Raw genomic sequence first — 24,951 nt, 5'->3', positions numbered from 1 at the left:
ATATGTGCGGCGTCGTCGGAGCTATTTCCCACTCACCAGTAAATCAACTTCTCTATGATGCTTTGTTGCTCTTGCAACATCGCGGGCAAGATGCAGCTGGTATCGCAACCATGAACGGTAACTCGTTCACCATGCATAAGGCTAACGGCCTCGTGCGCGACGTATTTAGAACGCGCAATATGCGCAGCTTGGTAGGTAATGCTGGTATTGGTCAAGTCCGCTACCCAACAGCCGGTTCAGCTAGCAGCGAAGAAGAGGCTCAGCCTTTTTACGTCAGCGCTCCATACGGCATTGTTTTGGCGCACAACGGTAATCTTACCAATGCACCAAGCTTGCGTGTTGAGATGGCTTACCGTGATCGTCGTCATATTAATACCAGCTCTGATACAGAAGTCTTATTAAATGTCTTGGCTGATGAGCTTCAAAAAGAAACTAATAGTGCTGCTTTAGATGAGAGTGCTATGTTTAATGCAGTTACTGGGGTTACCAATCGCGTCAAAGGTTCTTACGCCGTAGTTTCTATGATCGCTGGTTATGGCTTATTAGCATTCCGCGATCCATTTGGTATTCGTCCTTTATGCCTTGGTCGCATTGATACACCGCAAGGTCCTGAGTGGATGATCACATCAGAGTCAGTAGCGCTTGAAGGTTTAGGTTTTACCTTTGTACGTGATGTGAACCCAGGTGAGGCAATTTATATTGACCTGGATGGCAATTTCTATTCACGTCAATGTGTGCCTAACGCTGTTCTGACACCTTGTATTTTTGAATACGTTTATATGGCTCGTCCAGACTCCACAATTGATGGCGTGATTGTCTATAACGTGCGGATGCGCATGGGTGATTATCTGGCTGAGAAGATTCGTAAAGTAACCAATGTCGATGAGATCGATGTGGTGATGCCGATTCCAGATTCAAGTCGTCCAGCAGCAATGCAGGTGGCCAAGAATTTAGGCGTAGATTACCGTGAAGGCTTTTTTAAGAATCGCTATATTGGTCGTACCTTCATCATGCCTGGTCAAGAGGTACGGAAGAAGTCAGTACGTCAAAAGCTCAATGCCATGCGTATCGAGTTCAAAGATAAAACAGTGTTGATTGTGGATGACTCGATTGTGCGTGGTACTACTTCATTTGAGATCGTGCAAATGGCGCGTGAGTCTGGTGCCAAGAAAGTCATCTTTGCATCAGCAGCACCACCTGTGCGCTTCCCGAACGTGTACGGTATTGATATGCCAACCCGCAGCGAGCTAGTTGCTTACGGTCGTACCGATGAAGAAATCAATAAGATGATTGGTGCTGATCAATTGATTTATCAAAGTGTGGAAGATATGAAGCAGGCGGTTCGCGATATTAATCCCAATATTAAGAACTTTGAGGCCTCCTGCTTTGATGGCAATTACATCACTGGGGATATCACGGATTCCTATCTTGATGCTCTAGAGGCCGCCAGAAATACCTCTGCAGCTAAAGCGGATCGTCAGCGTGATTCAAGCGACTTTGCTACCTCCCAGCTTCATCTGCATTTGGCCACCGAAGACTAAAAAGCGACAAGAATTTGCCTTACACGAGGCAAATGGGCAATTCGGTGTCAAAATAGCAGTATGAAAAGCAAAACCATACGTAAAAACCCCGATTTTTCTAAGCTGGCACTCGAGACCTTAGCGGTCCGTGCTGGCACTCGTCGTACCGCTGAATATCAAGAACATTCAGAGGCGATGTTTCTGACTTCAAGCTTTTGCTTTGATAGTGCTGAATTAGCTGCTGATGGTTTTGCCCATGCAGATCAAGGCTTTATTTATTCTCGCTTTACCAATCCCACTGTCAGCATGTTCCAGGATCGCTTGGCTGCTCTAGAAGGTGGTGAAGCTTGTATTGCAACTGCATCAGGTATGTCCGCTATTTTGACAATGGCAATGGCGCATCTGCAAGCGGGTGACCATGTAGTTTGCTCCCGCTCAGTGTTTGGTGCAACAGTTCAGTTGTTTACCAATATTTTGGGTCGCTTTGGGATTACAACAACTTATGTTGATTTGGCTGATACCAAGTCATGGCAATCTGCTGTTCAGCCAAATACCAAACTCTTCTATTTAGAGACACCATCTAATCCTTTGACTGAGATTGCGGACATTAAAGCCATCTCCAAGATTGCTAAGAAAGCAAAGGTCTTATTTGCGGTGGATAACTGTTTTTGCACACCAGCTTTGCAAAAGCCATTGGCTCTTGGTGCTGATGTAGTGATTCATTCAGCAACCAAGTATTTAGATGGCCAAGGCAGGATGGTTGGCGGTGCAATTGTGGGTAGCAAAGATTTCATCATGGGCAAAGTATTCCCTTACGTGCGCACAGCAGGACCAACCTTGTCTGCATTTAATGCCTGGGTATTCCTAAAGGGATTGGAGACTTTAGAGCTTCGCATGAAGCAACAGAGTCAAAATGCGCTCGCCCTAGCTCAGTGGCTAGAAAAGCAGCCTGGTGTTGAACGCGTATATCATCCTGGCCTCCTATCCCATCCTCAACACGCTTTAGCAAAACGCCAGCAAAAAGCAGGGGGAGCAATTGTGTCTTTCACCCTAAAGGGTGGCAAGAAGGCAGCCTTTAAATTGATTAATCAAACGAAGCTCTGCTCAATCACTGCAAACCTAGGTGATACACGCACAACGATTACCAATCCAGCGACGACTACCCATTGCCGGGTATCTCCTGAAGCAAGAAAAGCTGCCGGCATTACTGACGGCTTAGTGCGAATTGCGGTTGGTCTTGAAAACATTAACGATTTAAAGAGTGATCTCGTTGGCGGACTCAAAAAATAATCAAGTTCATCAAAGTGAGTACCTGAACTTTGATGATGCTAAAGAGTTTTGGAACAAACGCTTTGATAAAGAAGAATTTATCTTTGGTAAAGAGCCAAATGAATATCTCGTCCTGCAAGCTAAGACTTATTTAAAGCCAAACCAAAAAGTTCTTTGTATTGCTGATGGCGAAGGCCGAAATGGTGTTTGGCTAGCCAAGCAAGGCATGCAAGTGGTTGGTTTTGACGTCTCTGACATCGCCCTACAAAAGGCAAAGCAGTTTGCTACAGATAATCAAGTAGAGATCGCTTATTCACTATCAGATACTGATTGCTTTGACTGGCAAGAAAATACATATGATGCAGTGATTGGGATTTTTATTCAGTTTGCTGAACCACAAATGCGAGCTCGCATCTTCAAGCAAGCGCATAAAGCCCTAAAACCTGGCGGTATCTTGATATTGCAAGGCTATACGCTAAAGCAGCTTGAATATAAAACAGGCGGCCCATCTTTAAAAGATCACCTCTATACAGAGAACATCATTCGAGATCATGTAAAAGAATTTCAAATACTAGATTTACGCTGCTATGAAAAAGAGCTCAATGAAGGTGCGAGACATGCAGGTATCTCTGCTTTATTGGGTCTTGTCGCTAGGAAGTAAAGCGGCGTGGATCATTGATGGGGCGTAGCGGCATGATGTGAATCTTGCCACCATCAATTTGAACATGAGTATTTTTGCCCACCTCTAATTCCAAGCGCATTACTTCTGCCGCTGAAGCTTCCCAGGTAAGCGTATGGCTAGCATTGTTTAGTAGAAGTTGAATGACTGCGATTTGTCCTAATGTGCTGATCTGCTCTACATGGGCCTCAATAGTTGTCGCACTTGATTGCTTATAAAGGCTTAGGCCATCTGCCGGAATAACCCAGGCAACCGGAGTATTTGGCGGGATCTTGCCCTTATCGATCACTTCAAATACTTGATTGCAGCCATCCCATGTCAGCTTACCCTCAGTAAACACACCTTTAAACTTATTATTGATACCTACTAGCTCTGCAACACGAGAGTTTCTGGGTCTTTGGAAAAGCACTTGAGGTGGAGCGGTTTGCAAGCCAACCCCTCGATCAATGACGGTAATACGATCTGCTAATAAATCTGCTTCGCGCAGATCATGAGTAACCAAGAGAATCGGAATATTTAAATCTTTGCGAAGCTCAGCTAAAGTTTTATACAGACCTTGACGTGTTGGAGCATCTACTGCAGAAAAAGGCTCATCTAATAATAAGATTTTGGGCGATCTTGCCAAGGCTCTTGCGAGTGCAACGCGTTGCTGTTGACCCCCTGATAGTTGATGGGGCATGCGATGAGCTAGTTCGCCGATACCCATGCGATTAAGCCATTGCCCGGCCTGTGCTTGACGTTCTGCAAGTCCTACTATTGAGTTATAGAGCGGAATACACACATTCTCCAGTGCAGACAAGTGTGGGAAGAGTGCATATTGTTGGAATAAAAATCCGCAAGAGCGCTCAGCAGGACTAAGTGAGGTAGTAAGGCCATTGATCTCATTGGCCTCAAACCAAAGTTCACCATTGCATTCAATACTTCCAGTTGTTGCATTATTTAGCCCAGCGATCGTCCGCAATGCAGTTGTCTTGCCGCTACCGGATGGGCCGACCAAAGCGTGAAGCTCCCCGGATGTGCACTCAAGACTGAGTTGCAATGGATTGGGAGTTGCTTGTGATAGCTTAATCTTGAGCATTAGCTTTCCCGCCCTTGAGTCCGTGAGGGTTGCCGCCCAAAGACGCCATAGGAAATGGCAATCGCTATCAGTGAAGTGCCTAATAAGATTAACGAGAGGACACCAGCACCAGCAGTGTCAAAACTTTGTACCTTGTCATAAATAGCAATGGATGCCGTTTTAGTTTCACCAGGGATAGCGCCCCCGACCATCAGGATCACACCGAACTCTCCGAGAGTGTGGGCAAAGGTGAGAACTGCCGCGCTAGTGATACCACGCCATGCCAGCGGCAATTCTATTAAGCGAAAGATCTGCCAATTAGAGAGCCCGCTGACTTGGGCAGCCTCAATAATTTCTGGGTTTATAGCCTCAAAAGCACGCTGGATTGGTTGGATAGCAAATGGCAAATTGACGATCAGGGAGGCAATCAGAATGCCCGTAAAAGAAAATACCAGTGGAATGCCCAAAAAGCTTTTGCCACTGAGACCTACTAAAAGGTAATAACCCAAGACCGTGGGCGGCAGAACAAGAGGCAACGCTAAACCTGCCTCAATCCACGACTTGCTTTTACCTGCCTTTTGGAGCCTATGGGCAACCCAGATGCCAAAAGGCAGAATGAGGACGAGAGTCCATAAGGCAAGCTTTAAAGAAAGAAGAATGGCATCCATATCCATCAATGGATTGTAGCGTCTGATGTCTTAGGGTATTTCTCTATAGGAGCTTAGGAAAGAATATCGTTAAATATGCATATATACGCATATATTCATATAAAGAGACTTCATGAAAGCCAGGGTTCAAAAAGCGACCAAGAATTTATCTCCCAAGCAGATGGAGAAAGTATTTCTTAAGGTAGCAGCTTATTTTAGTGTGCTGTCTGAGCCTACTCGTCTTCGAATCATGTATGCCGTCTGTGCTGGAGAAAAATCGGTATCGGAAGTGATGGAGATGTGCGGAACAAGTCAGGCTAATGTCTCAAGACATTTATTGGCATTGCATAAGATTGGAATTTTGTTAAGGCGCAAAGAGGGCGTTACGGTGTATTACTCAATTGCTGATAACGCAACGGTAGAGATGTGCCAATCTGTTTGTGCAAAGATTGCTGAAGGCGTTCATTAATTAAGTAGTAATGATTTTTCATTAGAGGTCAAATGACTAAGAAGCAAATTGAATTAAGTGCTCAGGATATCTCAGCAGTTGAGAAACCTATCAATAGAGCACGCCTGGTTAAAGCGCCAGAGCATTTCATATCTCAAGAATTGATTGCTGACATCAATACCAATGGACTTGATGAAACGCGGCGTGGCTTTTTGCGCAAAGGATTCTTTTCAGCTCTGGGTACTGTTACTGCAGGCCTTGCAGCACCAACGGCATTTGCTGCAGGAGAAGGCGATCCAGCAATCTTGGAAAAACAGGAATGGCAAACTACTTTGGGCAAGAACGTTGCCACGATGCCATATGGCGTCCCCTCGATTTATGAAGCCAATTTGATCCGTCGTGAATCACCAGGTTTAACCCGTGTATCGGCATCTTCAGTTGCCTTTACACCCTTACAAGGTTTATTTGGAACGATTACTCCAAACGGTTTGCACTTCGAGCGTCATCATCAGGGTTGGTACAACCTCAATCCAGAGACCCATCGCTTGATGGTGAATGGCTTAGTAAAAAATGCCCGTGTCTTTACGATGAACGACTTAATGAGATTACCCTCAGTCTCACGCACACACTTTATTGAGTGCGGCGCTAATACCGGTCTAGAGTGGGGCAACGTGGCTGTGCCAACAGTGCAGTACACCCATGGCATGTTGTCTTGCTGCGAATTTACAGGCGTACCCCTCAAAGTATTACTTGAAGAATGCGGCGCTGATCTGAAAAAAGGTAAGTTCCTGCTTGCTGAGGGCGGTGATGGCTCGGGCATGACCCGCACCATTAATCTAGAAAGCTGCTTAGACGACACAATCGTTGCCTGGAGTATGAATGGCGAGATGCTGCGTCCTGAAAACGGCTTTCCATTACGCCTGGTAGTACCAGGTGTGCAGGGTGTAAGCTGGGTCAAGTGGTTACGTCGTCTTGAAGTAGGTGACATGCCATGGAATAGTAAAGATGAAGCAGTTCACTATATTGAGTTGATGCCAGATGGTATGCATCGTCAATATGCATCCATTCAGGAATGTAAATCCGTTATTACTACGCCATCAGGTGGTCAGCAATTACTAGATAAAGGTTTCTATAACGTCAGCGGCATGGCTTGGTCAGGGCGAGGCAAGATCAAACGCGTAGATGTTTCATTTGATGGCGGTAATAACTGGCGTACCGCCCGTTTAGAGACGCCAATTCTGACTAAATCCATCACTCGATTCAATATTGATTGGGTTTGGGATGGATCACCTGCAATTTTGCAATCCAGAGCAATTGATGACACGGGATATGTACAACCATCTATCAAGATGCTGCGAGATGTTCGGGGTAATCGCTCGATTTATCACAACAATGCAATTCAGTCTTGGAAGCTTGACTCAAACGGCGAGGTGAGCAATGTTCAGGTTGGATAAATTATCTCGTCTAGTACTTTTAAGCCTAGTAGTATTTTCCGCTCAGCTTACTTATGCGCAAAGCGCACAAAGTACTCAAGGCCCTAAGTTTCCTGGAATTGGTCGCAATGCCACACCGACTGAAGTAATCGCGTGGGATATTGATGTGCGCCCAGATTTTAAAGGTCTGCCAAGCGGATCCGGTTCCGTTGCCCAGGGTCAAATCATCTGGGAATCGAAATGCGCTAGTTGTCATGGTGTATTTGGTGAGTCAAACGAGATCTTTACACCAATCGCAGGCGGAACGACTGCCGATGATATTAAGACTGGCAGAGTTGCTTCATTGGCTGATCGCAAGCAACCTCAACGCACAACGTTGATGAAAGTCCCCACAGTTTCCACTCTGTGGGATTACATCTATCGTGCAATGCCTTGGAATGCTCCAAGATCATTAACGCCAGATGACACCTATGCTCTAGTTGCATTTATTTTGAGTCTGGGTGAAATCGTTCCTGATGACTTTGTCTTGAGTAATGCCAATATCGCAGAGGTTCAGAAAAAAATGCCCAACCGAAACGGCATGACTCGAAATCATGGCTTTTGGAGTGTGAACGGCAAACCTGATGTGAACTCACAGGCCTGCATGACTAATTGCGTCAAGTTTGTGCAAATCGGCTCTACCTTGCCTGACTTTGCTAGAGATGCCCATGGGAATATTGCAGAGCAAAATCGCTTATATGGCCCATACCGAGGCTCAGACTCAACTAAACCCCCAATTGCTAAGCTTCCTGGATCTACTGGGGAAGGCTTAGCACATGCTTCTGAGACTCATGCTGCTAATACAAAAGGTCCCGCAGCGCTATTTAAGAACGAGAACTGCTCTGCTTGTCATGCGCCTAATGCGAAGTTGGTAGGCCCATCCATAGCAGCTATTGCAGCGAAATATCAAGGCCAAAGCGGGGCGCAAGATAAGCTCATGGCTAAGGTCAAAAATGGCGGTTCAGGGGTGTGGGGTGCGATTCCGATGCCACCACAGTCTCAGTTATCGGACGAAGATCGTAAGACTTTAGTGGCTTGGGTGCTTTCAGGTGGCAAATAATGGCCACCACAGTAATTACCAGCATGCCTTATGGGAAAGTAGATAATATATTCACAGTAAGAGATTATTAAAGGAGTTTTTATGAATCAGCAGCGACGCAGTTTATTGAAATATTCAGCCGTTTTTGGTTTGATGGCTTCTGCGGGTCTTATTAGCGTAGCCCAAGCGCAAGAGTGGAATAAAGCCGCTTTTGAAGGTAAGAGTCTTGATGATGTATTTAAGCTCTTGGGTTCAGGTAGCCCAGAAAAATCAGCCGCCGTTACTTTGAATGCCCCTGATATTGCAGAAAATGGCGCAGTAGTTCCAGTGGGAATTACAACTAGCCTTAAAGCCGAACAGATGGCTATCTTGGTTGAGAAAAACCCAAGTACTTTAGCCGCGCAATTCTTTATCCCTGCTGGCACAGAGCCATTTGTGACTACCCGTATCAAGATGGGTCAAACCTCTAATGTATATGGCCTAGTAAAAGCTGATGGCAAATGGAGCATGGCAGTGAAAGAAATCAAAGTGACTTTAGGTGGTTGTGGTGGTTAATTACCCCAGGCCCAAATGAATACTATTAACGAATAACTAGATTACAAGAGGAAAACATGGCTGATCCAATGCGCGTAAGAGCTGCTGAGAACGGTGGAATTGTGGATGTAAAAATTTTGATGAAGCACGATATGGAATCTGGTCAGCGTAAAGATGCTGCCGGTAAAACCATTCCTGCATGGTTCATCAGCACAATTAATGTCAAAGCAAATGGTAAAGATGTATTGAACGGTCAGTTTGGCCCAGCAGTTTCTAAGGACCCATTCTTGAACTTCAAATACAAAGGCGCTAAAGGCGATAAGATTGTTGTGAGTTGGGTAGATAGCAAGGGTGATAAGCGTACCGATGAAGCAACCGCTTCATAAGATCAGTAATTTTCACCGCCTCGATGGTTTTGAAAGGGTTACAAATGCAGCGTAAATTGACTTTAGGACTAGCCTTTGGTGTATTGGCTGCTTTATTAACGGTGTCATCATCTGTATTGGCACAAAATAGTGCAACAGACGAGATTGCGAAGTATCGCGAGATGATTGCAGATGGCAACCCTTCCGAGCTATATGAGGCTGCAGGTGAAGAGCTGTGGAAAAAACCCGCTGGTCCTAAGAGCGCTACGCTTGAAAAGTGTGATTTAGGTTTGGGGCCTGGAGTCGTCAAAGGTGCAGCGGCACAATTACCACGCTACTTTAAAGATACCAATAAAGTTCAAGACCTAGAATCTCGTTTGATGACTTGCATGCAAGTGTTGCAGGGTCGCGATCCTCAGGAAATGATTGACGCGCCTTTTCAAAAGGGGCCCAAGAAGGATATGGAAGCTATTGTTGCTTACGTAGTCACGCTATCTAAGGGTGACAAGATCAAGGTGAGCACGAATCATCCTAAAGAAAAAGAAATGTATGAGCTTGGTAAGCGGGCATTCTTTTTCCAGGGCGGACCGATGGATTTCTCATGTGCTTCTTGCCACGCTGAAGATGGCAAGCGGATTCGTTTGCAAGATCTACCGAATATCACCACCCAAAAAGGCGCAGCTCTAGCTTGGGGATATTGGCCAGCATATCGCGTCTCTAGTGGACAGTTTTGGACAATGCAGCAGCGTTTGAATGATTGCTTTCGTCAGCAACGCTTCCCATTCCCAATATATGGCTCTGATCTCACTTTGGCCTTATCTATGTATATGGCAAAGAATGCCAATGGCGGCACTGTTGAAACCCCTGGTTTGAAGCGTTAACGGATAAGAGACAGAGAATATGAATATGAAGAACATTAAATCCCTCTTAGCGATTGGTAGCTTTGCTTTGGTAGCAATTGCAATGCAGGGATCTGCAATTGCTCAACAAGCAAATGACCCTAAGTTCAACAAGATGATCAAAGATGGTTTTAAAGCTGACGGTATTGCAGGACTAGACCGCATTGATCAGGACGCAACTCAAAAATTTTGCTCTGATCCTATCTTTTCTACCAGCAAGCAGGGTGAAAAGATGCGCGCGAGGATCCAAAAAATTAACATGGATAGCATTAAGCAACCATCTGATGGTAAATATATAGGCGACTGGAAGAAGGGTGAGGCAGTTGCCCAAAGTGGTCGTGGTGCCACTTGGACCGATAAGGCTGACACTGTTGTTGGCGGCGGTTGCTATAACTGTCACCAAATTGACCCTAAGGAAATTTCCTATGGAAATATTGGGCCATCATTGACTGGTTACGGAAAAATGCGTGGTAATTCACATGAAGTAGTTACTTATACTTGGAATCGCATTAATAACTCCAAGGCTTATAACGCTTGCAGCAATATGCCGCGTTTCGCCCACTTCAAACTCTTAAATGAACAGCAGATTCAGGATGTGATGGCTTTATTGCTTGATCCTGCCTCTCCGGTGAATCAGTAAGTAAAGTAGCAAAATAGAATAAAAGATAAAGAACAGGCCGAGAGGCCTGTTTTCATAAAAGGGTAGATATGTCTTTAAGTCGCCGTGATTTTCTGCAAGCCTTAGCTATTGCATCGGCAGGTGGAATGAGTTTGCAGTCCAACTTTGCGAGTGCTCAATCTACTGCACAAAAATTCTATGATTTGCCAAAGTTTGGTAATGTGCATTTCTTGCATTACACAGACTGTCATGCTCAGTTATTGCCAATTTACTTTCGCGAGCCAAATGTTAATCTTGGAATTGGTACGCAAGAGGGAAAAACTCCGCACTTAGTCGGCCAATACTTTTTAAAAGCCAATGGCATTGCTGCCGGGACTCGTGATGCGCATGCATTTACCTACTTAGACTATGTTGCAGCGGCGCAGAACTACGGCAAGATGGGTGGCTTCGCTCACATGGCCACCCTGATTAAACAGATGAAGACCAATCGCCCAGGAGCGCTCTTACTTGACGGTGGTGATACTTGGCAAGGCTCTGCAACAGCACTATGGACTAATGGCCAAGATATGGTTGATGCTGCTCTTGCTCTCGGTGTTGATGTGATGACTGCTCACTGGGAGATGACTCTAGGCGAGAAGCGCGTCATGGAAATTGTGAATGGCGATTTCAAGGGTAAGGTCTCTTTCATTGCGCAAAATATTAAGACAGCAGACTTTGGTGACACGGTATTTAATCCTTATGTCATGAAAGTTCAAAATGGCATTCAGGTAGCCATCATTGGCCAAGCCTTCCCCTATACGCCGATAGCAAACCCTCGTTACTTCACTCCCGACTGGACCTTTGGTATTCAGGAAGAGAATATGCAAAAGACCATTGATGAGGTGAGAGCAAAAGGGGCTAAGGTAGTTGTTCTCCTCTCTCACAATGGCATGGATGTGGATTTGAAGATGGCATCACGAGTAAGAGGCTTAGATGCAATCTTGGGTGGTCATACACACGATGGCGTACCGATTCCGGTGAAGGTGAAAAATGCTGGTGGGATAACGCTGGTTACTAATGCAGGGTCCAATAGCAAGTTCTTGGGTGTATTAGATTTTGATGTGAAGGGTGGCAAGCCGGTTGATTTCCGCTACAAGCTTTTCCCAATCTTCTCAAATATGATTCCTGCTGATCCATCGATGAGCAAATTGATTACAAAAATCAGGGCTCCTTATGAAGCCAAGCTCAATGAAAAATTGGCCACTACTGAAGGCCTTCTGTATCGCCGTGGTAATTTCAATGGTAGCTTTGATCAACTCATCCTTGATGGCCTGATGTCACAGAAGAATGCTGAGATTGCTTTTTCACCAGGCTTCCGCTGGGGTACGAGTCTTCTGCCAGGACAAGCGATCACCCGTGAAAATCTCTTAGATCAGACAGCGATTACGTATCCATACACCACCGTCACGAACATGACTGGCGAGACGATTAAAACCATTCTGGAAGACGTTGCAGATAATTTATTTAATCCTGACCCGTATTACCAGCAGGGCGGCGACATGGTGCGTGTAGGTGGTATGCAATATACGATTGATCCAGTGCAGACTGCTGGCAAACGGATTACCGATATGCGCTTAAATGGTAAGGCGATCGATGCAAGTAAAACCTATAAGGTAGCAGGGTGGGCGCCAGTGAGCGAAGAGGCGAAGAATGCCGGCGGTGAAGCGATTTGGGATGTCATGGAGAGGCATTTAAGGGATGTTAAGGTTGTCAAAGCCGTTAAGCTTAATGAGCCAATCATTAAGGGCGTCGCCAATAATCCCGGCATGGCCCCAATTTAATTGAATTCATGAAGACTCTAACAATGAAAAAACCAATTCAGCTTATTTTTGCAGCAATTCTTGCCATTGGCTTTGGATCGGTTGCCAGCGCCCAATCGTCAGGACCGACAAAAGTGGTTTATCACATTGATGATGCTGAAACCCAAGGCTTAAAGGGCTTACGCAATATTCGCAATCACTTAGATGTATCACCTCAGACCACTATCATTGTTGTAACCCATGCCAATGGAGTAGACATGCTCATGGAGGGTGCGAAGGATAAAAAGAATAATGTGGAGTACGCCCCATTAGTAGGCGCCCTCAAGTCGCGCGGCGTGAAGTTTGAGGTTTGTGAGATTACGTTAAAAAATCGCAATCTCAAGAAAGATCAATTCATCTTGGATGCAGATTTCACACCATCTGGCGTAGTGCGTGTAGCTGACCTGCAATATAAAGACGGCTTTGCGTACATCAAACCATAATTAGTGGGCTAATGAAAACTTGTTTTATGAAGAATTTGATAGGGATCCTGATAGGATCCTTTATCTTTTTTGGGAGCGCCTGTGGGCAGAGCGCTAAAGCTGTCGATACCATTCAATTAAAGCCCGTTCAGGTTGCCCCCCATACTTATTTCGTGCAAGGTTTTGCAGAAATGGGGAGTAGTACCAATCAAAACTTTATTTCAAATTCAGGCTTTGTAGTGACTCCAGGGGGTGTAGTTGTTATAGATGCATTGGGCTCACCCATTCTTGCGCAAAAGTTGCTAGCTGAAATTAAAAAGGTCACCAATCAAAAAGTCGTCGCTGTAATTATCAGTCACTATCATGCTGATCACATTTATGGTTTACAAGAATTTCAAAAGATTGGCGCTAAGATTTATGCTCAAGGCGAAGGCAGAAACTATCTTTCTTCAGAAACCGCCAAGCAGCGCTTGACCACCTCACAAATGGATTTCGCGCCTTGGGTGAACGCCAATACTAGGCTTATTTCAGCAGATGTTTGGATTGATCAAAAATTGAAGCTTTCTATTGGCGGGGTGGATTTCTTGATTAGCAGAGTGGGTCCTGCACATGCTCCGGAGGATTTAATGGTTTATGTGCCATCCAAAAAAGTTCTTTTTGCTGGAGATCTGGTATTTCGGGGGCGTATTCCTTTTGTTGGTAATGCAGATAGCAAAGGCTGGCTCATTGGATTAGATGAGATTGAAAAACTCAATCCCAATATTGTGATTCCTGGTCACGGTAATTATTCCGTTAAGCCTGTAGAAGACATTGCTTTCACCAGAAATTACCTCAAATATCTGCGGGAATCGATGTCTAAAGCGGCTATTAACCTTGACCCTTTTGATGAGGCTTACAAGCAGGCAGACTGGTCTGAATACGAGGGAATGCCTTTATTTAAGGCGGCCAACCGTATGAATGCTTACAACGTCTATCTGTCAATTCAGGCCGAATAGGGCAATTTTAGGCATTGGGCCTTAAAATGATGGATTAATGCTAAATCCTTGATTTGTAATGAAAATGATTTTTCTCCGATTGATTTCTGTAATTGCCATAAGTGTGCTGATTGCTGCGCCAGTGATGGCTGCTCCTGATCTAGCAAATGGTAAGGCTATCGATCAGCAGAAATGTTACGCCTGCCATGCAAAGAAGTCTGGCTTTGGCAATGGCGACATGATCTATACGCGCAGCGATAGCAAAGTGAAATCTGTAGCCAATTTAAAGAAGACGGTTGGCATGTGCAATACCGAACTTCGCTTGGACCTATTTCCTGAGGATGAAGCAGATGTAGTTGCTTATCTGAATCAGCAGTTTTATAAATTCAAACCTTAATTTTTTAAAAATATAGCCGCTATGGATGTTGTTGATATTAATTCTTTAAGTAGGTCAGTTCTCTGGGCTACGCTTGCTATTACTTTTGTACTTGGCGCCGTCATGCAAAAAACGGGCTTTTGTACTATGGGTGCAGTTTCCGATGTATTCATCATGTCTAGCTGGGGTCGTTTAAAGCAGTGGTTCCTAGCGATTGGCATCGCCATTATGGGCTTTACTTTAATGTCTTATTTTGGCCTGATAGATCCACTGAAAAGCTTTTACACCGGCAATAAATTTCTATGGCTCTCGAGTATTGTCGGGAGTGTGTTATTTGGTTTTGGTATGGTCTTGGCTTCAGGATGTGGCAGCAAAACTTTGGTACGTATTGGGGGCGGTAACTTAAAGTCGATTATTGTTTTCATGGTTTTAGGTTTAACTGCGTATATGACAATGCGTGGCTTTCTAGGTGTGATCCGTATCAATACACTCGATACCTTCTTTATTGCATTTAGTACCCCGCAAGACTTACCCAGCCTTCTTAGCGGCCCTCTGGGCATGGCTCGCGCTAATCTGCATCTTGCTTTAGGTCTGATCATTGGTTTTGCATTTATTACTTACGCCTTAGTTAGTAAAGCGTTTTGGACTGCCGAGAACCTCATCGCAGGTATTGGGGTTGGCTTAGCAATTTGTGCTGTATGGTGGGTATCAGGTAATCTGGGTTATGTGGCAGAGGACCCTAATACCTTGGAAGAAGTATTCTTAGTGACTAACTCTGGTCGAATGGAAGGTCTTTCTTTTGTAGCTCCCTACGCTTACTCCTTAGATTGGCTCATGATGTACAGCGATACCTCTAAAGTATTAACTGTAGGTATTGTTGCAGTAATCGGAATGATCCTGGGTTCCGCTGTAGTTGCCTTATTCACCAAAACATTCCGCTGGGAATCTTTCCGCAATACAGAAGACACTGTAAATCATCTGTTTGGTGCAGCTTTGATGGGTTTTGGTGGTGTGACTGCACTAGGCTGTACAGTAGGGCAAGGTTTAAGCGGTATCTCCACACTAGCTCTTGGATCATTGCTGGCCTTGCCGGGATTTATTTTTGGAGCTTATTTAGGGATGAGGTACTTGCAATTCCGTCTTGCCCCAAACCCTTGTAATTAATCATCAATCAATTGGATTGCATTAATGCAAATTGACTGGCTTTCCTTCACACCGATTCCATCCTTGCTCGGTGGAATGATTCTCGGCCTAGCCGCAGCCCTCTATGTTTTCTTGCACGGCAGAATTTTGGGCATCAGTGGAATTGTTGCTGGGTTATTACATCCCAAGATGACCGAGTCGGCTTGGCGCCTGAGTTTAGTTCTGGGTTTAATCTCAGCCCCATTTTTAGCGGCATTATTTTTCGGTATGATTCCAATCGTTGAGATTGACTCTAGTTGGCTCGCCATTGTGATTGCTGGTCTTTTGGTTGGCTTTGGTGCTCAATATGGTTCAGGCTGCACTAGTGGCCATGGTATTTGTGGCTTGTCTCGTTTATCACCGCGCTCATTGGTAGCCACACTCGCTTTCATGAGTGCTGGTTTTGTCATGGCCTTCATGATCCGTCACTTGATTGCAGGCTAAGATGAAAAAACATTTTGGCCTTTTTAGTCAGTATGCAATTGGCGTATTGTTTGGATGGGGCTTAATCATTTCCGGTATGAGTAATCCGCAAAAGATTTTGGGATTCTTAGATCTATCTGGGAATTGGGACCCATCTTTGATATTTGTCATGTTAGGAGCAGTACTGGTTGGCCTTGCTGGTTTTTATGTTGTCAGCAAGAGAAGTAAGACCTTTTTTGGTGGAGCTCTCCATATTCCGACTAGGCGCGACATTACTAAGCCCTTACTGATCGGTAGTCTGATCTTTGGGGCTGGCTGGGGGATTGCCGGTTTTTGTCCTGGCCCAGCCTTAGTTGCTCTTGGGGCAGGCCATCTCAAGGCCTTTGTTTTTGTGGCTGCCATGCTCGCCGGTATGGAGATCTGCGAGCGTTTCTTTGCTGGCTATAGAGGCAAACCTAGCCTCTGAGCAAGCCTGATTTAGAATTGACCCTATTACATATTTATTGAATGTAGAGGGTTTCATGAGTCTTCCTATTACTTGCCATAACACTCAATTTGGTACGCTTGGTCAAATTGACCCAAGTCACTTAGCTGAAATTGCTAAGCAGGGCTATAAAAGCGTGATTAATAATCGTCCTGATGGTGAAGAGGGCCCTGATCAGCCAAGTAATGCATCTATTGCGGCAGAAGCTGAAAAGCTTGGCCTCAATTACGCTTATCTACCAGTGATTCCAGGTGCATTTACGCCAGCGGAAGTTCAAGAAATGGCCCGTCTTCTAAAAACGATGCCCGGCCCTATCTTGGCATTTTGCCGCTCTGGTGCTCGCTCTACAAACTTGTACCATCTTGCCTTGCAAGTCAGTTAACTGTTACCAGTTAGCTTAACTAACACAAGGTATGCAACCAAGTAACCCGCACATCTTAAAGTTAGATCAATTTCTTTCTGAGTTGGACAGCTTTGACCTTTTGATTGATGTGAGATCGCCAGCAGAATTTGCTTTGGATCATATTCCTGGAGCTGTTAATTTTCCGGTTCTTAATAATGATGAGCGCGCCCAAATTGGCACTCTCTATAAGCAGGTTTCTCCATTTGCCGCCAAGAAATTAGGCGCTGCTTTGGTATCGAAAAATATCGCAGAGCATATTGAAAATCATCTGTTGGAATTGCCGCGTGAATGGCGTCCACTGATTTATTGCTGGCGTGGTGGCGAGCGCAGTGGCGCCTTTACTCATGTTCTCAATCGCATAGGTTGGAAAGCCATGCAACTAGAGGGTGGTTATCAAGGCTTCAGACGGACGGTAATTGATGGTCTTGAGGCAGATGCAAAAGCGTTCACATTCCAGGTAATCTGCGGCATGACCGGCAGCGGTAAGACTAGAGTGCTGCAAGAGATTGGCTCACTAGGCGTGCAGATTTTAGATTTAGAGGGCTTAGCGGTTCATCGAGGCTCCGTTTTAGGAAACGAGCCCAATATTGATCAACCATCCCAAAAAGGTTTTGAAACTGCGCTCTGGAACGCACTGCGTAAATTAGATCCGTCAAAGCCTGTCTTTGTGGAGTCGGAAAGCAAGAAGGTTGGGGGGCTACATATACCGGATGCATTGATGGAACAGATTCGGAATGGGGCTTGTGTCGAATTGAGATCAAGCACGCAAACACGGGTATCTTGGTTGATTCGTGAATACCATCACTTTCTCACGGGAACAGATAACTTCAAAGACAAGTTAGCCTTGCTTACTGCTCACTATGGCAAAGTTCAGATAGCTAAATGGAATGAGGCGATTGATGCTGGCAACTTTCCGGAGTTGGTTGAAGAGCTATTAGTGAAACACTATGACCCGTCCTACCAATCATCAATCGTCAGGAATTTTCCCCAATACCAGATTGAGAATTTTGTGCCGCTCGAAAATGATAGCGATGAGGCCTTCGCAAAAGCTGCAAAGGCCATCGCGGCAAAGCTCGCTTAGCTAAAAGCCTGAATACCCGTCTGTGCACGACCCAAAATCAGGGCATGGATATCGTGAGTGCCTTCATAGGTATTGACAACCTCAAGATTAAGCATGTGACGTATAACGCCGTATTCATCAGAGATACCGTTACCACCATGCATATCGCGCGCCATGCGGGCAATATCTAGAGACTTACCGCAGGAGTTCCGTTTCATGATCGAAGTAATTTCTGGAGCAGCAATGCCTTCATCCTTCATTCGACCTAAGCGTAAGCATCCTTGCAGAGCGAGTGTGATCTCAGTTTGCATATCCGCTAATTTTTTCTGAATTAACTGATTGGCAGCCAAAGGCTTATCAAACTGTTTGCGATCCATGGTGTATTGACGGGCTGCATGCCAACACCATTCAGCAGCGCCAAGAGCGCCCCAGGAGATGCCATAGCGTGCAGAGTTCAAGCAGGTAAACGGACCCTTTAGTCCGGTGACTTCTGGAAATTCATTTTCAGTAGGAACAAAGACTTCATCCATCACGATCTCACCAGTGATGGAGGCACGTAAACCCATCTTGCCGCTAATCTTAGGGGCGCTTAAGCCCTTCATACCCTTTTCCAAAATATAGCCACGAATCAGGCCTTCATCGTTTTTTGCCCATACTACGAATACATCAGCAATAGGGGAGTTCGAGATCCACATCTTGGAACCGGTTAACGAAAATCCTCCAGGTACTTTCTTGGCACGGGTAATCATGCCACCAGCATCAGAACCGTAGTTGGGTTCAGTTAAGCCAAAGCAACCAATCCATTCGCCCGTAGCTAATTTAGGAAGGTATTTTTGTTTTTGGGCTTCGCTACCAAATTCATAAATTGGAACCATCACTAGGGATGACTGCACGCTCATCATCGAGCGGTAACCAGAATCTACACGCTCGATTTCTCGAGCAATTAAGCCATAAGAGACATAATTTAAATTAGCGCCACCATATTGTTCTGGAATGGTGATGCCTAGCAGACCAAGCTCTCCCATTTCGCGAAAGATTGCCGGATCACTTGTTTCGTTGCGAAAGGCATCATGAATGCGGGGCATAAGGCGGCCTTGAGCATATTCAGCCGCGGCATCGCGGATCATGCGCTCCTCTTCAGTCAATTGTGTGTCGAGAAGGAGGGGGTCTATCCAATTAAAGCTAGCTTTACTCATTACTTAATCATCCTATTGTTAATGTCACAGCTTCCTGCGAATTTTCAGGAATGCGGATATTCTTGTTTCTATTATCCATTTTTCCAGGCTTATGGACTCACCTAGACGACATCATCGCTATTACGACCTGCTTTTAGCGGCCTTTGTGGTGGTCTTGCTCTGCTCGAACTTTATTGGGGCAGGGAAAGCGGCCGTGATTGATCTTCCTCACTTTGGTGAAGTGACCTTTGGTGCAGGAATTCTGTTTTTCCCCATTGCCTATTTCTTTGGGGATATCTTTACTGAGGTATATGGCTATGCCTATGATCGCCGCGCAGTTTGGGCTGGCTTTGCTGCCTTAGCATTTGCGGCGGTGATGGCTCAGATTGTGATTGCGCTTCCTGTTGCTCCTGGGGCTTACATGGCGAACTATCAACAGGGCCTAGAAACGGTGTTTGGAAACTCCTGGCGTATTGCCTTAGCTTCTATGTTTTCTTTTTGGTGCGGTAGTTTTACCAACAGCTATGCGCTAGCTAAGATGAAAATCTGGACTAAAGGGCGTTATCTCTGGATGCGCACCATTGGCTCTACAGCGGCAGGGGAGCTGGTGGACTCCTCTTTGTTCTATATGCTCGCCTTCTATGGCATCTGGCCCACCCATGAGATCTTGCAAGTGGCGCTAGCCCAATATGTCCTGAAAACTTCTTGGGAGGCCCTAGCCACACCCTTGACCTATTTTGTCGTGAATTTTCTAAAGCGTAAAGAAAATGAGGACTATTACGACACCCATACGAATTTCACCCCATTTAAGGTCAAAGTCTAAATTAGACTTTTGCATCCTGAACCCGTTAAAATAACGGTCTTTGCCCCGAAATCTGAGGGTATCTGTTGAATTGAATTTCAGAAAGCTAGAAACCATCCGTGTTGTCCGCATCTAATATCACTATGCAGTTTGGGGCAAAACCCCTGTTTGAAAACATTTCCGTGAAGTTTGGCGGAGGCAATCGTTATGGCCTGATCGGTGCAAACGGTTGCGGTAAATCTACCTTCATGAAGATTCTTGGCGGAGAACTGGAGCCTACTAGCGGCAACGTTAGCTTAGATCCTGGTGTTCGCTTGGGTAAATTGCGCCAAGACCAGTTCGCTTATGAAGATGTGCGCGTGCTCGATGTGGTGATGATGGGCCACGAAGAAATGTGGAAGGCAGCCGCTGAGCGCGATGCTATTTACGAAAATCCAGATGCGACCGATGAAGATTACATGAAGGCAGCTGAACTTGAAGGTAAGTATGCCGAGTACGGTGGCTATACCGCTGAAGCAAAAGCAGGTGAGCTGTTATTAGGTATCGGCATTCCAATTGAGCAACACAATGGTCCGATGAGTAACGTAGCACCCGGTTGGAAATTGCGCGTATTACTTGCGCAAGCATTGTTCTCTGATCCAGACGTACTGCTTCTTGATGAGCCAACCAATAACTTAGATATTCACTCGATTCATTGGCTTGAAGATATTCTCAATGATATTAAGAGCACCATCGTCATCATTTCACATGATCGCCACTTTCTGAATGAAGTCTGTACGCACATGGCTGATATGGACTTTGGTACTCTCAAGGTTTATCCAGGAAATTATGATTCCTACATGCTTGCTTCTGTGCAGGCACGCACACAGCAACTGAGTTCTAACGTTAAAGCCAAAGAAAAAATTGCGGAATTACAGGCTTTCGTGGCTCGATTCTCTGCCAATGCCTCTAAAGCACGCCAAGCAACTTCACGCCAGCGTCAGTTGGAAAAAATTGAGATTGTTGAAGTAAAGCCTTCTTCACGTCAAAACCCATTCATTCGTTTTGAGACTGAGAAAAAACTACACAACATGGCAGTAGAGTGCAATGGCCTGACTAAAACATTTGATCGCACCATCTTTAAAAACTTTAAGCTTGGTGTTCGTGCTGGTGAAAAAATTGCCATCATTGGTCAGAATGGCGCTGGTAAAACAACGCTACTAAATTCTATTCTGAGTAAACGTTTTGACGGTATTGCTGTTGATAGCGGTGATGTGAAGTGGGCTGAGAATGCGAAGGTTGGTGTCATGCCTCAAGACAACACTGAGATGTTCGCTAAAGATGAATTGCTCATGGATTGGATGAATTGGTGGCGCAATACTGGTGATGACGATCAATCCATTCGCGGTACCTTGGGACGCTTATTGTTTTCTGGTGATGACATTGGAAAATCTGTCAAAGTTCTATCTGGCGGCGAAAAGGGCAGAATGATTTGGGGCAAACTCATGCTCCAAAAATACAATGTTCTGGCAATGGACGAGCCTACCAATCACATGGACATGGAGTCCATTGAAAGTTTACAGATTGCCTTAGAGAAATTCGATGGCACCCTGTTATTTGTATCTCATGACCGTGAATTTGTATCTGCGCTAGCCAATCGCATCTTAGAAGTGAAGATGGATGGTACGGTTGTTGATTACTCTGGTACTTACGAAGAGTATTTACGAAGCCAAGCACTAGCTGGATAACGACGCAGACTAACTACGCAGACTTATTTTCTTTTAGCTGTCTCTGAAAGCGCATCGCAGTGCCGTCTTCACGAACACGCTTCCAGACCGAGGCCTTCTCTTCATCAGAAAGAAATACCCAATTACTGACCTCGCTCAATGTGCGGCCACAGCCTTGGCAAATCTCATCGTAAAGAGTGGTGCAGACCCCTATGCAAGGAGAGTCAGATTCATCATCTCCCGTAGAGAGTGAATATGAGCCGTCTTGAGTAGGGGGTTTATTGCTTTCGGAATTCATGGCTGTACTTTAGTCGATTTCAGTGGGCTATGCTCGCCAAGCTCATCTACGTAAGCGCCAATTCCTGCATGCTCACGTTCCAAAAAGTGTTTAACAGCCTTCGCAAACTGTGGGTCTACGATGTAATGGGCTGATTGAATCGTCGTTGGCAAAAACCCCCGTGCCATTTTGTGCTCACCTTGGGCGCCACCCTCAAAAGTTTGAATACCTTGCTCAATACAGTATTCAATCGCTTGGTAATACGCTGTTTCAAAGTGTAGGCAAGGCACATGCTCTATCGCACCCCAGTATCTCCCATAGGCTTTGGAGGAGTCTTTATCAACCACTAGGAGTGAAGCGGCAATGGGTGCTTGATCGCGCTGGGCAATGATGAGGTGCAAATTGTCTGGCATGCGCTGCGCCCATAACTTAAAAAACGCTTCATTTAAGTAGGGGCTAGACAGATGTTCAGCATACGTATTTTGATAGCAGCGGTAAAAGAATTCCCAGTCTTGGTCAGTAGATAATTTCCCAGGAACATGCCTAAAAGTAATCTGCTCTCTAGATACCTGTTCTCGTTCACGCCGAATATTCTTGCGCCGCTTCATGGTGAGGGCAGATAAAAAATGCTGAAAACTTTGGAAGGCTTGGTTGTGCCAGTGAAACTGCACAGAGTCACGCAGCATAAATCCTTGATCCTTAAATGCCTGCACCTCAGAGGCTAATGGAAAAAGGATATGCGCAGAAGAGAGCTCATTAGCTGCTAATAAGGATTTGAGTCCTGTAATTAAGCTAGTATGAATATCTTTTATATTTTTACCGGGAGCGCATAAGATGCGAGCGCCTTGAACGGGTGTAAAGGGGATGGCGCAAAGTGCTTTTGGGTAGTAGTTCATGCCCTGTTGTTCATAAGCTTGTGCCCATGACCAATCAAAGACAAATTCACCATAAGAATGTTGTTTCAAATAGAGGGGTAGGGCCCCGACTAATGTGTCTTGGTCTTTTAAAGCAAGATGGGCAACCTGCCAGCCAGTATTACCCCCCACACATCCAGTTTCTTCAAGTGCAGATAAGAATGCATGATTTAGAAAAGGCCCCGCATCTTCCGGTAAAAGTGTATTCCACTCGGATGCGGGTATTTCAGCAAGGCTGTCAATAATTTCTAGCTGATATTGCTCAGCGCTTTTTGCCATTAACGCTGAATAAGTTCTATCTTGTAACCATCTGGATCGGTTACAAAGGCAATGATGGTGTCACCACCAGCTACAGGACCAGCCTGGCGAGTGACATTGCCACCGGCTGCTTTAATCTTCTCGCAAGCAGCATAAGCATCTGGCACGCCAATTGCAATATGCCCATAAGCCGTGCCTAAGTCATATGAAGAAACACCATGGTTATAGGTGAGCTCAATTTCAGATTGGCCATCTGCATTGCCTTTACCAAAGGCAACAAAGGCTAGGGAGTATTTCTGATCAGGGCGTTCGGTAGTACGAAGTAAATTCATCCCCAGAACTTTGGTGTAAAAATCAATCGAGCGATTCAAATCGCCGACGCGCAGCATAGTGTGAAGCATCATCATGATTACATTCCTGCGTAGTTAGGGCCACCACCACCTTCTGGTGTGATCCAGATGATATTTTGGCCAGGGTCTTTAATGTCACAGGTTTTGCAATGCACGCAGTTCTGCGCATTAATCTGTAAACGGGGTTTGCCGTCGGTTTCTACATATTCATAAACGCCTGCGGGGCAATAGCGTTGCTCTGGACCTGCATACGTTTTGAGATTGATATCTACGGGCACAGAATCATTCTTCAGAGTTAAATGAATCGGTTGATTCTCAGCATGATTTGTATTGGAGATAAATACCGATGAGAGACGATCAAAGCTAATCTTGCCATCTGGCTTGGGATAGTTGATCGGCTGATGTTGTGCTGCAGGTTCTAGGCATTCATGATCTGCATGTTTGATATGAACTGTCCATGGTGGATTGCCGCCCAAGAGCTTCTGTTCTAAGCCAACCATCAGCGTACCAAGGTAGAGCCCTTTGGACATCCAAGGTTTGAAATTACGCGCTTGATTTAGTTCAGCATGTAGCCAGCTATTTTGGAAGGCTGCTGGGTATGCGGAGAGAACATCAGCAGAGCGATTTTCATGAATGGCAGCAACGGCAGCTTGGGCAGCGAGCATGCCAGTCTTAATAGCGGCATGACTGCCTTTAATGCGCGAAGCATTAAGAAAGCCTGCATCACAACCAATGAGTGCGCCGCCCGGAAAGACTGTCTTAGGTAAGCTATTTAATCCACCAGCAGTCAGCGCACGTGCGCCGTAAGCAATTCGTTTTCCGCCTTCAAATGTTCCACGAATCTTCGGGTGTAATTTATAGCGTTGGAATTCTTCAAAAGGTGATAGGTAAGGATTCTTATAGGACAGCCCGACTACCAAGCCAACGGCAACCTTGTTATCTCCCAAGTGATACAGAAAGGAGCCGCCATAGGTATCACTCTCCAAAGGCCAACCAGCAGTGTGAACCACTAGACCAGGTTTGCTTTTAGAGGGTTCAACTTCCCAGAGCTCTTTAATCCCAATGCCATAGCTTTGTGGGTCAGCATCTTTATCTAAGGCAAATTTAGAAATGAGTTGCTTACCAAGATGCCCACGAGATCCTTCAGCAAAGAGTGTGTATTTAGCGCGTAGTTCCATACCTAGCTGGAACTGATCAGTTGGCTTACCTTCTTTATCGAGACCCATTGAGCCTGTAATGACGCCACTCACTGCGCCTTGCTCGTTGTACAAAATTTCTGCTGCAGGAAAGCCAGGAAAAATTTCTACGCCAAGGCTTTCTGCTTGCTGACCCAACCAGCGAGTGACGTTAGCCAAGCTAACAATGTAGTTGCCTTCATTTTTAAAGCAGTGAGGCAACATCCAATTAGGGACTTGATAAGAATGATTAGATGTTAAGAATAGAAATTGATCTTGAGTTACTTCGGTTTCAAGTGGGGCGCCCATTTCCTTCCAATTAGGAAAGAGCTCAGTGAGGGCCTTTGGATCCATGACGGCGCCAGACAGAATGTGCGCGCCAATCTCAGAGCCTTTTTCCAAAACGCAGACGCTGATATCTTTGCCAGAGGACTGGGCTAATTGTTTGGCCTTAATGGCTGCTGATAGACCAGCGGGGCCGCCGCCAACGATGACTAAGTCATAGTCCATCGACTCTCTAGGCCCAAATTGCTCTACTAGTTCTGCAGCGTTCATTCCTAATCCTCAAAAATAGGCTTATTAGC

General features: G+C 45.4%; 28 protein-coding genes. 21 read left to right on the top strand and 7 right to left on the bottom strand.

The features are described from left to right. Nucleotides 1–2 precede the first annotated feature (2 nt). The 3 genes from purF to ICN29_RS01720 are packed head-to-tail and all read left to right on the top strand — an operon-like array spanning nt 3 to nt 3,450. A complete protein-coding gene (gene purF, locus ICN29_RS01730) occupies nt 3–1,541 on the top strand; it encodes an amidophosphoribosyltransferase (protein WP_216129114.1) in 1,539 nt (512 codons plus the stop codon). Nucleotides 1,542–1,601: 60 nt separating this feature from the next. Then, nucleotides 1,602–2,810 (top strand): O-succinylhomoserine sulfhydrylase, encoded by a 1,209-nt coding sequence (locus ICN29_RS01725; protein ID WP_216129112.1) that lies wholly within the window; start codon nt 1,602–1,604, stop codon nt 2,808–2,810. After that, nucleotides 2,782–3,450 carry a class I SAM-dependent methyltransferase gene (locus tag ICN29_RS01720; protein WP_369411617.1) on the top strand — a complete coding sequence of 223 codons (669 nt, stop codon included), beginning with the start codon at nt 2,782–2,784 and terminating at the stop codon, nt 3,448–3,450. Before ICN29_RS01725 ends, ICN29_RS01720 begins: the two co-directional genes overlap by 29 nt. Here ICN29_RS01720 and ICN29_RS01715 read toward each other — a convergent pair. After that, a complete protein-coding gene (locus ICN29_RS01715; protein WP_216129110.1) occupies nt 3,440–4,546 on the bottom strand; it encodes an ABC transporter ATP-binding protein in 1,107 nt (368 codons plus the stop codon). The two genes, ICN29_RS01720 and ICN29_RS01715, sit on opposite strands and share 11 nt — an antisense overlap. Beyond that, nucleotides 4,546–5,193, bottom strand: coding sequence for a molybdate ABC transporter permease subunit (modB, locus tag ICN29_RS01710; protein ID WP_369411616.1), 648 nt, complete (start codon nt 5,191–5,193; stop codon nt 4,546–4,548). The genes ICN29_RS01715 and modB overlap by 1 nt, the downstream gene beginning before the upstream one ends. 112 nt (nt 5,194–5,305) lie before the next feature. Here modB and ICN29_RS01705 point away from each other — a divergent pair, with 112 nt between their 5' ends. From ICN29_RS01705 to mnmH, 16 genes are all read left to right on the top strand, one after another. Beyond that, entirely contained in the window at nt 5,306–5,641 is a 336-nt protein-coding gene (locus ICN29_RS01705) for an ArsR/SmtB family transcription factor (RefSeq protein WP_216129105.1), read from the top strand. 32 nt (nt 5,642–5,673) lie between these two features. Then, complete coding sequence (gene soxC / locus ICN29_RS01700; protein WP_216129103.1) at nt 5,674–7,074, top strand: sulfite dehydrogenase; 1,401 nt, start codon at nt 5,674–5,676, stop codon at nt 7,072–7,074. Then, nucleotides 7,058–8,152 carry a c-type cytochrome gene (locus tag ICN29_RS01695; protein WP_216129101.1) on the top strand — a complete coding sequence of 365 codons (1,095 nt, stop codon included), beginning with the start codon at nt 7,058–7,060 and terminating at the stop codon, nt 8,150–8,152. Before soxC ends, ICN29_RS01695 begins: the two co-directional genes overlap by 17 nt. Nucleotides 8,153–8,233: 81 nt before the next feature. Next, nucleotides 8,234–8,686 carry a thiosulfate oxidation carrier protein SoxY gene (gene soxY / locus ICN29_RS01690; RefSeq protein ID WP_216129099.1) on the top strand — a complete coding sequence of 151 codons (453 nt, stop codon included), beginning with the start codon at nt 8,234–8,236 and terminating at the stop codon, nt 8,684–8,686. Between the two features lie 56 nt (nt 8,687–8,742). After that, nucleotides 8,743–9,051 (top strand): thiosulfate oxidation carrier complex protein SoxZ, encoded by a 309-nt coding sequence (gene soxZ / locus ICN29_RS01685; protein WP_087909856.1) that lies wholly within the window; start codon nt 8,743–8,745, stop codon nt 9,049–9,051. 44 nt (nt 9,052–9,095) lie between these two features. Further along, nucleotides 9,096–9,911: a sulfur oxidation c-type cytochrome SoxA gene (gene soxA / locus ICN29_RS01680; protein WP_216129097.1), complete on the top strand. Its 816-nt coding sequence runs from the start codon at nt 9,096–9,098 to the stop codon at nt 9,909–9,911. A gap of 19 nt (nt 9,912–9,930) precedes the next feature. Further along, the gene (gene soxX, locus ICN29_RS01675) at nt 9,931–10,569 is read left to right on the top strand and encodes a sulfur oxidation c-type cytochrome SoxX (RefSeq protein WP_216129095.1); all 639 of its coding nucleotides are present in this window, start codon (nt 9,931–9,933) and stop codon (nt 10,567–10,569) included. Between the two features lie 68 nt (nt 10,570–10,637). Further along, nucleotides 10,638–12,368: a thiosulfohydrolase SoxB gene (gene soxB, locus ICN29_RS01670; RefSeq protein ID WP_216129093.1), complete on the top strand. Its 1,731-nt coding sequence runs from the start codon at nt 10,638–10,640 to the stop codon at nt 12,366–12,368. A gap of 23 nt (nt 12,369–12,391) precedes the next feature. Further along, nucleotides 12,392–12,829 (top strand): DsrE family protein, encoded by a 438-nt coding sequence (locus ICN29_RS01665; RefSeq protein WP_216129091.1) that lies wholly within the window; start codon nt 12,392–12,394, stop codon nt 12,827–12,829. Between the two features lie 26 nt (nt 12,830–12,855). Further along, on the top strand, nt 12,856–13,803 hold the full coding sequence (locus ICN29_RS01660) for an MBL fold metallo-hydrolase (protein ID WP_216129089.1): 948 nt from the start codon (nt 12,856–12,858) through the stop codon (nt 13,801–13,803). A gap of 58 nt (nt 13,804–13,861) precedes the next feature. Beyond that, nucleotides 13,862–14,179: a c-type cytochrome gene (locus ICN29_RS01655; protein WP_255538017.1), complete on the top strand. Its 318-nt coding sequence runs from the start codon at nt 13,862–13,864 to the stop codon at nt 14,177–14,179. A gap of 21 nt (nt 14,180–14,200) precedes the next feature. Beyond that, entirely contained in the window at nt 14,201–15,322 is a 1,122-nt protein-coding gene (locus tag ICN29_RS01650) for a YeeE/YedE family protein (protein ID WP_216129087.1), read from the top strand. A gap of 24 nt (nt 15,323–15,346) precedes the next feature. Further along, nucleotides 15,347–15,784, top strand: coding sequence for a YeeE/YedE family protein (locus ICN29_RS01645; protein ID WP_216129085.1), 438 nt, complete (start codon nt 15,347–15,349; stop codon nt 15,782–15,784). Nucleotide 15,785: 1 nt separating this feature from the next. Beyond that, complete coding sequence (locus ICN29_RS01640) at nt 15,786–16,229, top strand: YeeE/YedE family protein (RefSeq protein WP_216129083.1); 444 nt, start codon at nt 15,786–15,788, stop codon at nt 16,227–16,229. Nucleotides 16,230–16,284: 55 nt separating this feature from the next. Then, nucleotides 16,285–16,629, top strand: coding sequence for a protein tyrosine phosphatase family protein (locus ICN29_RS01635; protein ID WP_216129081.1), 345 nt, complete (start codon nt 16,285–16,287; stop codon nt 16,627–16,629). Between the two features lie 31 nt (nt 16,630–16,660). Next, the gene (gene mnmH, locus ICN29_RS01630) at nt 16,661–17,731 is read left to right on the top strand and encodes a tRNA 2-selenouridine(34) synthase MnmH (RefSeq protein ID WP_216129079.1); all 1,071 of its coding nucleotides are present in this window, start codon (nt 16,661–16,663) and stop codon (nt 17,729–17,731) included. Here mnmH and ICN29_RS01625 read toward each other — a convergent pair. Then, on the bottom strand, nt 17,728–18,906 hold the full coding sequence (locus ICN29_RS01625) for an acyl-CoA dehydrogenase (RefSeq protein WP_216129077.1): 1,179 nt from the start codon (nt 18,904–18,906) through the stop codon (nt 17,728–17,730). The genes mnmH and ICN29_RS01625 overlap by 4 nt on opposite strands. Nucleotides 18,907–18,997: 91 nt before the next feature. On the opposite strand from ICN29_RS01625, the gene ICN29_RS01620 reads away from it, so the two are divergent. Together ICN29_RS01620 and ICN29_RS01615 are read left to right on the top strand one after the other, a co-directional pair. Next, entirely contained in the window at nt 18,998–19,708 is a 711-nt protein-coding gene (locus ICN29_RS01620) for a queuosine precursor transporter (protein ID WP_216129075.1), read from the top strand. Nucleotides 19,709–19,806: 98 nt separating this feature from the next. Continuing rightward, complete coding sequence (locus ICN29_RS01615; RefSeq protein WP_216129073.1) at nt 19,807–21,414, top strand: ABC-F family ATPase; 1,608 nt, start codon at nt 19,807–19,809, stop codon at nt 21,412–21,414. Between the two features lie 13 nt (nt 21,415–21,427). Here ICN29_RS01615 and ICN29_RS01610 read toward each other — a convergent pair whose 3' ends face one another. The 4 genes from ICN29_RS01610 to ICN29_RS01595 are packed head-to-tail and all read right to left on the bottom strand — an operon-like array spanning nt 21,428 to nt 24,922. Beyond that, nucleotides 21,428–21,691 (bottom strand): DUF1289 domain-containing protein, encoded by a 264-nt coding sequence (locus tag ICN29_RS01610; RefSeq protein ID WP_216129071.1) that lies wholly within the window; start codon nt 21,689–21,691, stop codon nt 21,428–21,430. Further along, the gene (locus ICN29_RS01605) at nt 21,688–22,863 is read right to left on the bottom strand and encodes a GNAT family N-acetyltransferase (RefSeq protein WP_216129069.1); all 1,176 of its coding nucleotides are present in this window, start codon (nt 22,861–22,863) and stop codon (nt 21,688–21,690) included. The genes ICN29_RS01610 and ICN29_RS01605 overlap by 4 nt, the downstream gene beginning before the upstream one ends. Then, entirely contained in the window at nt 22,863–23,249 is a 387-nt protein-coding gene (gene gloA / locus ICN29_RS01600) for a lactoylglutathione lyase (RefSeq protein WP_216129068.1), read from the bottom strand. The genes ICN29_RS01605 and gloA overlap by 1 nt, the downstream gene beginning before the upstream one ends. A 2-nt stretch (nt 23,250–23,251) precedes the next feature. Then, nucleotides 23,252–24,922 carry an electron transfer flavoprotein-ubiquinone oxidoreductase gene (locus tag ICN29_RS01595; RefSeq protein ID WP_216129066.1) on the bottom strand — a complete coding sequence of 557 codons (1,671 nt, stop codon included), beginning with the start codon at nt 24,920–24,922 and terminating at the stop codon, nt 23,252–23,254. Between the last annotated feature and the right edge of the window lie 29 nt (nt 24,923–24,951).

It is taken from the genome of Polynucleobacter nymphae, from assembly GCF_018882155.1.
In the GTDB taxonomy this organism is placed as follows: Bacteria; Pseudomonadota; Gammaproteobacteria; order Burkholderiales; family Burkholderiaceae; genus Polynucleobacter; species Polynucleobacter nymphae.
This window is presented reverse-complemented; position numbering and strand designations above follow the sequence as displayed.